Consider the following 10,842-nt stretch of genomic DNA (forward strand, 5'->3'; position numbering starts at 1 on the left):
CACCCGGCCCGCCCGACTCGGTGGGAGAAAGGGTTCCGTCCCTGGGGCTCCGCCCCAGACCCGGCGGGGCTTCGCCCCTGCACCCCGGCGGGGACTCCGCCCCTGCGCCCCGGCGGGGCTCCGCCCCGGGTCCCGGGGCGGGCTTCGCCCGTCCCCCGTGCTTCCGTCTTTCGGCGTGAGATGAAGCCCGCATCCTCGTTCGGGTAACGTCGTAAGAACGAACCGTAGTCAGGAGTCCGCCATGAGCGAAGAGCGCGTACCGTCCGACGCCGCTCAGGAGGAGCCCGGGGGCGAGGCGTCGCGGGTTGGTGACGCCGATGCGTGGGCGACGGCGTGCGCCGAGGATCTCGCGGCCGAGAAGGCCCGCCGTCGCGCCCAGTACGGCCCGCCTCCTGGCTCGGCCGCCGAGGAGCTGCGCAAGTTCGTCGACACCGTCGCCGAGAGGCTGTCGTCGTTCCAGGCACCGTTGCTCGGCGCGGTCGCGGGCCCCGCGGCCCAGCAGGTGGTGCGGCAGGTCGTGCAGCAGGCCAAGGCGGCCGTCGAGCCGGTCATGGAGCGCAACCCCGATGTCTTCGACCACCTCGCGGCGGCCGGCAGCGAACTGCTCGCCGCCTACCGATCCGCCGTCGAGTCCCAGGAGCACCGCTGGACGGCGTCCCGCACCGGCGACAGCCTGAAGGACGAGCTCACCGAGCTGGACGACCACCTCGGCGACGGCCGCGACCGCGGCGAGGGCACCGGCGGCGGCGAGCGCATCGACCTGGACTGATCGCATCCCTCAGGGCCCGCGGCCGGGCCCGCCCTCCGGGTGGGCGACAAGCCTTCGCGGGAAGGGCCTCGGGTACGGTTGGCCGTAGCGGGGCTCGACCGAAACTGAGGGATTCATGGGACTCACCATCGGCGTCGACATCGGCGGCACGAAGATCGCGGCCGGCGTGGTCGACGAGGAAGGCAACATCCTCTCGACCTTCAAGGTGCCGACCCCCACCACACCCGAGGCCATCGTGGACGCCATCGCCTCGGCGGTGGAGGGCGCACGCGCGGGGCACGACATCGTCGGCGTGGGCATCGGTGCGGCCGGGTACGTCAACCGGCAGCGCTCCACGGTCTACTTCGCGCCCAACATCGAGTGGCGCAACGAGCCGCTGAAGGAGAAGGTCGAGGCGCGCACCGGCCTCCCGGTCGTCGTGGAGAACGACGCGAACGCCGCCGCCTGGGGCGAGTACAAGTTCGGCGCCGGCAAGGGCCACCGCAATGTCATCTGCATCACCCTCGGCACCGGTCTCGGCGGCGGCATCATCATCGGCAACAAGCTGCGCCGCGGCCACTTCGGCGTGGCCGCCGAGTTCGGTCACATCAAGATGGTCCCGGACGGGCTGCTGTGCGGCTGCGGCTCGCAGGGCTGCTGGGAGCAGTACGCCTCCGGGCGCGCCCTCGTCCGGTACGCCAAGCAGCGCGCCAACGCCACCCCCGAGAACGCCCAGGTGCTGCTGGACCTCGGCGACGGCACCCCCGCCGGCATCGAGGGCAAGCACGTCTCCATGGCCGCCCGCCAGGGCTGCCCGGTGGCCGTCGACTCCTACCGCGAGCTGGCCCGCTGGGTCGGCGCGGGCCTCGCCGACCTGGCCTCCCTCTTCGACCCGTCCGCCTTCATCGTCGGCGGCGGCCTCTCCGACGAGGGCGAGCTGGTCCTGGAGCCGATCCGCAAGTCGTACAAGCGCTGGCTGGTCGGCGGCAACTGGCGTCCGGTCGCCGAGGTCCTCGCCGCCCAGCTCGGCAACAAGGCCGGCCTGGTGGGCGCGGCCGACCTGGCCCGGGAGCCCGACCCGATCATGTAGTGCCCCGCGCAGCCGCAGTGCCCGCGGCGCCCGCGCGGCCGTCCGGCACACGCGCCCACCGTTCCCTCCCGCCGGGACCGGTGGGCGCTGTCGTACCGGGCCGCCGAGCCCGCCGCGGCGTATGTTGATCGTCATGCTGCTGCCCAACTCCCGTACCGAGTCGGACGGTACCGCCGTCATCCGTGTCCTGAGCTACAACATCCGGTCGATGCGGGACGACACCGCGGCCCTCGCCCGGGTGATCCGCGCCTGCGCGCCCGATCTCGTCCTCCTCCAGGAGGTGCCGCGCTTCTTCCGCTGGCGCAAGAAGCTGGCGAGGCTGGCGGCGGACTGCGACCTGGTGATCCTCACCGGGGGCGCGACGGCCGCGGGCCCGGCGGTCCTCTGCTCGCTGAGGGCCACCGTGGAGCGCACCGAGGACGTACTGCTGCCGCTCACCCCCGGTCTGCACCGGCGCGGCTTCGCCACGGCGGTCGTCCGGTTCGCGGGCGCCCGGCTCGGCGTGCTCAGCTGTCATCTCTCGCTCGACAAGGACGAGCGGTACGAGCAGGCCGGCATGCTGCTCGACCGGCTGGCCGGGATGGGTGTGGAGCACGCGGTCGCGGGCGGCGACCTCAACGAGCGGCCGGACGGTCCGGCGTTCCGGCGGATCTCCGGCCTGCTCCAGGACGGCTGGGCCACCGCCGCCCGGGGCGCCGAGCACACCTGGACGCCCACCGACCCGTACCAGCGCATCGACGCTCTCTTCGCCACCCGCGGCATCGAGGTCCTCGGCTGCGGGGTGCCGATCGGACATTCCGGGGTGACGGAGGCGGGCCTGAGGGCGGCCTCGGACCACCTGCCGGTACTGGCCGCCTTCAGGGTCCCGGCGACCGTCCCGGCGACCCCACGTGCCGCGAAGCCGCGGCCGTAGGGTTCAGACCACCGCCCCGCGGCCCGGGTCGTCGTCCTCGTCGTCCGGGTTCATGCGTGCCACCAGGGTCCCGAAGCCGCCGAGGAAGCCGCCGATGCCGAGTGTGGCGAGCCACCACGTCATGTCCCAGTTGAACATGACGGCCAGCAGGAGCAGGACGGGCCCGCCGATCACCGCGAGCCAGGCGAACTGCGTGGTCGCGTCGGCGGAGGGCAGCGGTGGGTCCGGTGGGACGAAGTGGCCCTCGTCGTCCTCGCCGAAGTCGTCGTCGGACGGCTCGGCGGGCGAGTAGTCGCGCGGTCCCGCGCCGGCGAGGCCGACCCCGGGCGCGAAGGAGACCGAACTGCCCAGTGGCCCGGCCGGGGCGGGGCTGCCCCCGTCGGCGCCCTTGACCTCCTCGGCGTCCTTGGTCTCCTCGGCGTCCTTGACCTCCTCGGCGTCCTTGGTCTTCTCGGTCTCCTTGGTCTCCTTGGCCTTCTTGTTCCCCGCGTTCTCCGTGCCGTCCGCGTCTTCCTCGGACTTCTCGCCGTCCGTCCAGGGCTCCGGCGGCAGCGCCAGGTCCTCGACCGGCCGATACGGCTTCGCGCCCGGCGGGTCCGGCGGCTCCTCGCCGTAGCCGGCGACGATCGCCGCCCAGGCGGCCTCCTCGTCGAAGGGGACGCCGTCCTTGCCGCCGGGGTCACCGGACCCACTGGCTCCACTCGCTCTACCGGCCCCGCCTGGCTCCCCGGCCGGCTGCACCGGCTCGACCGGCTCCCGGCCCTCGCGGTCGGAGTCGTGCTCAGCCACCTGCGGCCGTCCCTTCCTTGCCGACACTGGGTGCGAGCCGGCCGATGAAGGCGTAGCTCTCCTCGAAGATCCGGTCCGCGTCATGGTCCAACGTAGCGACGTGGTAGCTGTGTTCCAGCAGGACTTCCGTGACGTCCGTGGTGGAGACGCGGCCGAGGATCCGGGCCGAGTCGGCCGGCGGCACCACATGGTCCTGCGGGCTGCGCAGGAGCAGCAGCGGCTGGGTGACCTGCGGGAGCTCGCCGTCGAGCAGCCGGAAGAAGGCCCTGAGCGAGTGCGCGGCGTGCAGCGGCACCCGGTGGTACCCCAGTTCGGCGGCGTCCTCCTTGGCGATGTCGCTCGCGATGCCCTTCGTCGTCCGTACGACATGGCGGGCCACCGGCAGCGCGTACGCCGACAGGCCGTGCACCTTGATGGCCGGGTTGACCACCACGGCCCCGGCGACCGTGTCCCCGCGCCGGGCGGCCAGCCGCAGCGCGAGGGCGCCGCCCATGGACAGGCCGGCCACGAACACCCGCGCGCACCGCTCGCGCAGGAGGCGCAGTTCGCGGTCCACCTCCGCGTACCAGTCCTGCCAGCCGGTGAGCTGCATGTCCTCCCAGCGTGTGCCGTGTCCGGGCAGCAGCGGGAGCGAGACGGTCAGGCCGCGCTCGGCGAGATACTCCCCCCAGGGACGCAGCGACTGGGGGGAGCCGGTGAAGCCGTGGCAGAGGAGTACGCCGACCTCCCCGCCGTCGTGGCGGTACGGCTCGGCTCCGGGGAGCACCGGCACGTCGCTCTCCTGTGTTCGTCGTTGGCAGGTACTTCACCGTACGCGACCGCACTGACACCGACCAGGGTCGTCGGGCCCCGGGGCCGCACTGGGGTTATTGTCTGATCGGCACACACAGGAAGGCACTCGGTTGTTCTACGGCACGATGAAGGTCGCCATCGGGGGACCGCTGAAGCTCGCCTTCAGGCCCTGGGTGGAGGGTCTGGAGAACATTCCGGTCGAGGGCCCCGCCATTCTGGCGAGCAATCACCTGTCCTTCTCGGACTCCTTCTTCCTGCCGGTGATGCTCGACCGCAAGGTCACCTTCATCGCGAAGGCCGAATACTTCACCTCGCCCGGTGTGAAGGGGCGGCTGACCGCCGCGTTCTTCAAGGGAGTCGGCCAGCTGCCCGTGGACCGTTCCGGGGCGCGCGGCGCGGCCGAGGCGGCGGTGCGCAGTGGCATAGAGGTGGTGGAGCGCGGCGAGCTGTTCGGCATCTACCCGGAGGGCACCCGCTCGCCCGACGGCCGCCTCTACCGCGGCAAGCCGGGCGGCCTGGCCCGCGTCGCGCTGGCCACCGGGGCGCCCGTCATCCCCGTCGCCATGATCGACACGGAGAAGATCCAGCCGCCCGGGAAGGTCCTCCCCAAGCTGATGCGCCCCGGCATCCGCATCGGCAAGCCGCTGGACTTCAGCCGTTACCAGGGCATGGAGCACGACCGTTTCGTGCTGCGCGCGGTGACGGACGAGGTCATGTACGAGATCATGAAGCTCTCCGGGCAGGAGTACGTCGACATCTACGCCACCGTCGCCAAGCGGCAGATCGCGGAGGCCGCGAAGGCCGAGAAGGAGGCGGAGAAGGCCGACAAGGCGGCCAGGTCCGCGCTGGAGCGTGCCGAGAAGGAACAGGCCGAGAAGGAGAATCAGGCGGAGTAGGGCGAACCGCCAGGGGGGACGTGAGGGGGGGGGACATGCCGAAGCGTGAGCGGGTCATGAGGATGTCGGTGGAGCAGCCGATGTGGCGCGCGCTCGCCGGATACCGGGTGCTGACCGTGTTCTACGCGGTCGGCCTGTTCGCCACCGGCTACGACCGGTTCCCGCGCCCCGGCGTCGCCATCGCCTTCTACTGCGTCCTGTTCGTGTGGACCCTGGCCACCCTGCCCAAGGTCGCGAACGCCGCGAGCTGCACCAGGCGCTTCCTGGCCGCCGACCTCACCCTGGCGCTGACCGGCATCCTCCTCACCCCCGTCGCCGACGCCCCCGCCAGCATCGCGGCCGGCGGCCCGACGCTGCCGTCGATCTGGACCGCCGGCTCCGTCCTCGCCTTCGCCATCAAGGGCGGCTGGCGCTGGGCCGCCCTGGCCTCCACCGCCGTCGCCGCCGCCAACCTGGTCGAGCGCGGCTCCCCGGCCGGCGACACCGTGCACGCCGTGGTCCTGGTCTGGGTCGCCTCCATCGCCATCGGCTACGTCGTCGAGGTCGCCCGCGCCTCCGAGCGCACCCTCGCCCGCGCCCTGGAGATCGAGGCGGCCACCCGTGAACGGGAGCGCCTGGCCCGGGACATCCACGACAGCGTGCTGCAGGTGCTGGCCATGGTGCAGCGGCGCGGCGCGGTCATCGGCGGCGAGGCGGCGGAGCTGGGCCGGCTGGCGGGGGAGCAGGAGGTGGCGCTGCGCACCCTGGTCGCCGGCGGGCTGGTCCCGGTCCCCCGGGTGTCCGAGGACGCGGGCGGGGGAGCGGCCGTCCGGGGCGCCGGCGACCGGGCGGGCGACCGCCACGGCGAGAACGGCGACGAGGACCGTGCCGAGCCCGTCGACCTGCGCTCGCTGCTCGCCCCCTACGCCGGCTCCCGGGTCAACCTCGCCGAACCGGGCGCCCCGGTGCCGCTGCCGCCCGCCGTCGCCCGAGAGGTGGCCGGGGCCGTCGGGGCCGCGCTGGACAACGTCCGCGAGCACGCGGGCGAGGGCGCGCGGGCCTGGATCCTGGTCGAGGACGAGCCGGAGTCGGTGACCGTGACCGTGCGGGACGACGGTCCCGGCATCCCCCAGGGGCGGCTCGCCCAGGCCGAGAGCGAGGGCCGGCTCGGTGTGGCCCTGTCGATCAAGGGCCGGCTGCGCGACATCGGCGGCACCGCCGAGGTGGTCTCGGTGCCGGGTCAGGGCACGGAGGTCGAACTCAACGTACCGAAGGACGCGATGATGGACGCGCCGAAGAAGACGACGAGCACGCGGGGGAAGACCACGCGGGGGAAGGCGGAGGGCCGATGAGCACGGAGCAGGACCCGATCAAGGTGATGGTGGTCGACGACCACCCGATGTGGCGCGACGCCGTCGCCCGCGACCTGGCCGAGTCCGGCTTCGAGGTGGTCGCCACCGCGGGCGACGGCGAGCAGGCGGTGCGCCGCGCCAGGGCGGCCGTGCCCGACGTGCTCGTCCTCGATCTGAACCTGCCCAGGAAACCCGGTGTCCAGGTCTGCAAGGAACTCGTCGCCGCCAACCCGGCGTTGCGGGTGCTGGTGCTGTCCGCGAGCGGCGAGCACGCCGATGTGCTGGAGGCGGTGAAGTCGGGCGCGACGGGCTATCTGCTGAAGTCGGCCTCCACCGGGGAGCTGCTGGACGCGGTGCGCCGTACGGCCGTCGGCGACCCGGTGTTCACTCCGGGCCTGGCCGGCCTGGTCCTCGGCGAGTACCGCCGGCTGGCCGCCGAGCCCGCGCCCGCGGTGGACGCCGACGCGCCGAAGGCACCCCGGCTCACCGCCCGCGAGACCGAGGTGCTGCGCCTGGTCGCCAAGGGGCTGAGCTACAAGCAGGTCGCCGAGCGTCTGGTGATCTCTCACCGCACGGTGCAGAACCATGTGCAGAACACCCTGGGCAAGCTGCAGTTGCACAACCGGGTGGAGCTGGTGCGGTACGCGATCGAACGCGGACTCGACGGTGAGTGAGGGCGAGTGGAGGCGGGCAAAGGCGAGTAAACCCGCCCCATCCGGAACGGTCGTCCTTCCGGGTGATTTCTCCCGTGTCGGCTGGTGATCAACTGTCGGATATTTCACCGGAATTGGCTTTCCCGCGCATGCCGGAGTGATGTGCGTCACCATTAGCGTGAGCTTCACCAGGCAACCGCGGTGAAGGGACATTTCCATGCGGGTCGGAGTACTGACCGGAGGCGGTGACTGCCCCGGGCTCAACGCCGTCATCCGGGGCGTCGTCCGCAAGGGCGTGCAGGAGTACGGCTACGACTTCGTCGGCTTCCGGGACGGCTGGCGGGGGCCGCTGGAGAACGACACCGTCCGTCTCGACATCCCCGCGGTGCGCGGCATCCTGCCCCGCGGCGGCACCATCCTCGGCTCCTCGCGGACCAACCCCCTCCAGCAGGAGGACGGCGTCCGGCGGATCAAGGAAAACCTCGCCAAGCAGGAGGTCGAGGCGCTCGTCGCGATCGGCGGCGAGGACACCCTTGGGGTGGCCGCACGGCTCAGCGACGAGTACGGCGTGCCCTGCGTCGGCGTGCCCAAGACCATCGACAACGACCTGTCGGCCACCGACTACACCTTCGGCTTCGACACCGCCGTGGGCATCGCCACCGAGGCGATCGACCGGCTGCACACCACCGCCGAGTCCCACATGCGGGTCCTGGTCTGCGAGGTGATGGGCCGGCACGCCGGCTGGATCGCCCTGCACTCCGGCCTGGCCGGCGGCGCGAACGTCATCCTCATCCCCGAGCAGCGCTTCGACCTCGACCAGGTGTGCGCCTGGATCACCTCCCGCTTCAAGGCGTCCTACGCCCCGATCGTCGTCGTCGCCGAAGGGGCCGTGCCCAAGGACGGCGACATGGTGCTGAAGGACTCCTCGCGGGACTCCTTCGGACACGTCCGCCTCTCCGGCGTCGGCGAGTGGCTGGCCAAGGAGATCGAGAAGCGCACCGGCAAGGAGGCCCGGACCACCGTCCTCGGGCACATCCAGCGCGGCGGCACCCCGAGCGCCTTCGACCGCTGGCTCGCCACCCGCTTCGGGCTGCACGCCATCGACTGCGTCCGCGACGGCGACTTCGGCAGGATGGTCGCCCTGCGCGGCACCGACATCGTCCGCGTCCCGATCTCCGAGGCCACGGCGAAACTGAAGACGGTGGACCCGAAGCTGTACGAGGAGGTCGGGGTCTTCTTCGGCTGAGCGCGAGCCGGCGCGAGTCGGGGAGACGGCCCTGTTCGTCCCGCGACGGACCGGCAACCCGTGGGTGTGGGCCGTATTCCCGGCCCACACCCCAGCAGAACGGGAGCCGCCGTGGAAATCCTGGCCTTCGGAGGGCAGGCCGACGAGAAGCCCCTGATCGAGCACGCCTTCCGGGACCACCACGAGATCCGCTGCCTCGGTGTCTTCCTCACCGCGGACACCGCGCCCATCGTCGCCGGCTACGACATCGTCTCCAGCAGCGTCAACGCCGAACTCGGACCGCGCGTCCTCGGGATCCTGGCGGCCGGCGGCACCCGGATGATCGCCCAGCGCTCCACCGGCTTCAACAACATCGACCTCCACGCCGCCGAGCGGCTCGGCATGACGGTCGCCCGGGTGTCGTACTACTCGCCGTACGCGGTCGCCGAGTTCGCCTGGACGCTCGCCCTCGCGGTCGACCGGCGCATCGTGCGGGCCGCCCACCGCACCCGTGACTTCGACTTCCGGCTCGACGGCCTGATGGGCCGCGACCTGCGCGGCCGCACCGCGAGCGTGATCGGCACCGGCAGGATCGGCGAGGTGTTCGCCCGGATCGCGCACGGCTTCGGCATGCGGCTGCTCGGCTGGGACATCGCCGAGAACCGGGCATGACGCGAACCTGGACGATCCCTTTCCTTCCCAGTCCGATCAAGTGGGGTGGGGCAGCTTTGCCAGGCAATACTGTCCCAGTGCGCCGAGCGAGAGCCAAGCCGGCACAGCACCCCTCATTCCTTGGGGAAACCGGGCTGGTTCCCACCCGGCTGGTGTTGACCGCGTAGGACTCGCTCGCTCGCTGAGCGGTCGAGCGGCGTGAGCCAGGAGTCCCTCTCGCGAAACCGAGGGGGAGGGTTCAACTCGCACCAGGCGTACATGCCTGCACGCCAGACCGAGGGCGTCGTCGGCCAGGTCGGCGACGCCCTCGGTGCGCAACGTCCTCGACTACAGGGCGGGCCGCCGCTCGGAGAACGTAATGGTGCCGCGCAGCTGACCCACCAGCTCGGTGACGATCGCGGCGCCGTTCAGCGTCAGCACGGACTCCGGATGGAACTGCACGCCGGCGAATCCCGGTCCGCGCAACGCGTGCACCTCGCCGGTCGCGCTCCGGCCGACCTCCACGCCGTGCGCGGCGAGTTCCGCGTGGGCCTCGTCGTCGCAGACCGCCACGAAACTGTTGTAGAAGCCGACGGTCTCGGCGCGGCCGAACAGGTCGACCGTGGTCTGCGCGCCCTGGTACGGCACCTCCTTGCGGACGATCTCCAGGCCCAGCTCGGCCGCGATCAGCTCGTGCCCGAGGCAGACGCCGAGCACGCCGTGCCGGTGTCCCCTGATCACCTCGGCGGTCAGGGCCCGCAGCAGGCGCATCTTCGGGTCGGTCGGGTCGGAGGGGTTGCCGGGGCCGGGCCCGAGGACGACCGGCCCCTCGTGCGCGAGGACCGCCTCGCGCAGCCCGTCCTCGTCGTAGCGGCGGACGGTCACCTCCAGCCCCGAGGACCGCAGCACGTGGGCGAGCATCGCGGTGAAGGTGTCCTCGCCGTCCACCACCAGGGCGTGCCCCTCGAGGGAGTCCGGCCTCTCCTGCATCCGCAGCCAGAACGGCGCCAGCGAGGCCCGGCGCCCGTCCAGCGCCGCCCGCACCCGCGGGTCGTCGGCGAGCCGGGGCCGCGCTCGCTCCGTACGCGGCCGGCCGGGCCGTACGCCCAGCGCCGCCAGCACGCCCGCCGCCTTCGCATGCGTCTCCGCGACCTCGCCCGCCGGGTCCGAGCCGCGGACGAGGGTGGCGCCCACGGACACGCGCAGCCGCCCGGAGGCGTCGATGTCGGCGGTGCGGATCAGGATGGGCGAGTCGAGGGTCTGGGCGCCGCCGGAGTCGCGGCCGAGCAGGGCGAGGGCACCGGCGTAGTAGCCGCGCCCGGCACCGTCCCGCCCGAGGGGCTCATGCCGCTCGATGACCCGGCAGGCGTTCTGCACGGGCGAGCCGGTGACGGTGGCGGCGAACATGGTCTCCCTGAGCACGTCCCGCACGTCCAGGGACGACCGTCCGCGCAGCTCGTACTCGGTGTGCGCGAGGTGCGCCATCTCCTTCAGCCGCGGACCCACGACGACTCCGCCCATGTCGCCGACGGTGCACATCATCTTGAGCTCCTCGTCGACGACCATCGACAGCTCCTCGATCTCCTTGCCGTCGGCGAGGAAGTCCAGCAGACGCTCGGGCGTCGGCCCCTCGGCCGGGTAGCGGTACGTCCCGCTGATCGGGTTCATCACGACGGTCCCGCCGGACGTACGAGGGCCGGATCCCGGGGTTCGGGCGGGCCGACGCGTTGGCGCTGTTCCGGCGGCTGCTGGAG

General features: G+C 72.4%; 9 protein-coding genes and 2 pseudogenes. 8 read left to right on the forward strand and 3 right to left on the reverse strand.

Features of this window, described 5'->3' with window-relative positions; translation table 11 throughout:
* Positions 1-241 precede the first annotated feature (241 nt).
* The 3 genes from C1I97_RS22225 (at position 242) to C1I97_RS22235 (ending at position 2,751) form a co-directional block, all read left to right on the forward strand.
* Positions 242-769: a DUF5304 domain-containing protein gene (locus tag C1I97_RS22225; protein ID WP_111004965.1), complete on the forward strand. Its 528-nt coding sequence runs from the start codon at positions 242-244 to the stop codon at positions 767-769.
* Positions 770-884: 115 nt separating this feature from the next.
* Entirely contained in the window at positions 885-1,838 is a 954-nt protein-coding gene (locus C1I97_RS22230; protein ID WP_111004966.1) for an ROK family glucokinase, read from the forward strand.
* Between the two features lie 121 nt (positions 1,839-1,959).
* Positions 1,960-2,751, forward strand: a complete 792-nt coding sequence (locus tag C1I97_RS22235; RefSeq protein ID WP_111004967.1) for an endonuclease/exonuclease/phosphatase family protein — start codon at positions 1,960-1,962, stop codon at positions 2,749-2,751.
* A gap of 3 nt (positions 2,752-2,754) precedes the next feature.
* Here C1I97_RS22235 and C1I97_RS22240 read toward each other — a convergent pair whose 3' ends face one another.
* The gene (locus tag C1I97_RS22240) at positions 2,755-3,540 is read right to left on the reverse strand and encodes a hypothetical protein (protein ID WP_111004968.1); all 786 of its coding nucleotides are present in this window, start codon (positions 3,538-3,540) and stop codon (positions 2,755-2,757) included.
* Entirely contained in the window at positions 3,533-4,312 is a 780-nt protein-coding gene (locus C1I97_RS22245) for an alpha/beta hydrolase (protein WP_111004969.1), read from the reverse strand. The genes C1I97_RS22240 and C1I97_RS22245 overlap by 8 nt, the downstream gene beginning before the upstream one ends.
* A gap of 145 nt (positions 4,313-4,457) precedes the next feature.
* Here C1I97_RS22245 and C1I97_RS22250 point away from each other — a divergent pair, with 145 nt between their 5' ends.
* From C1I97_RS22250 to C1I97_RS22270, 5 genes and pseudogenes are all read left to right on the forward strand, one after another.
* A complete protein-coding gene (locus tag C1I97_RS22250) occupies positions 4,458-5,228 on the forward strand; it encodes a lysophospholipid acyltransferase family protein (RefSeq protein ID WP_111004973.1) in 771 nt (256 codons plus the stop codon).
* A 35-nt stretch (positions 5,229-5,263) separates the two neighbouring features.
* On the forward strand, positions 5,264-6,559 hold the full coding sequence (gene macS / locus C1I97_RS22255; RefSeq protein WP_111004970.1) for a MacS family sensor histidine kinase: 1,296 nt from the start codon (positions 5,264-5,266) through the stop codon (positions 6,557-6,559).
* Complete coding sequence (locus C1I97_RS22260; RefSeq protein ID WP_111004971.1) at positions 6,556-7,233, forward strand: response regulator; 678 nt, start codon at positions 6,556-6,558, stop codon at positions 7,231-7,233. Before macS ends, C1I97_RS22260 begins: the two co-directional genes overlap by 4 nt.
* Positions 7,234-7,429: 196 nt before the next feature.
* Entirely contained in the window at positions 7,430-8,458 is a 1,029-nt protein-coding gene (locus tag C1I97_RS22265) for a 6-phosphofructokinase (protein WP_111004972.1), read from the forward strand.
* 111 nt (positions 8,459-8,569) lie between these two features.
* Positions 8,570-9,106: pseudogene (locus tag C1I97_RS22270) on the forward strand (NAD(P)-dependent oxidoreductase); the annotation flags it as partial.
* A gap of 330 nt (positions 9,107-9,436) precedes the next feature.
* On the opposite strand, the pseudogene C1I97_RS22280 reads toward C1I97_RS22270, so the two are convergent.
* Positions 9,437-10,780 (reverse strand): annotated as a pseudogene (locus C1I97_RS22280) (anthranilate synthase family protein); the annotation flags it as partial.
* Positions 10,781-10,842: the final 62 nt, after the last annotated feature.

The organism is Streptomyces sp. NTH33, from assembly GCF_003236365.1.
Classification (GTDB): domain Bacteria; phylum Actinomycetota; class Actinomycetes; order Streptomycetales; family Streptomycetaceae; genus Streptomyces.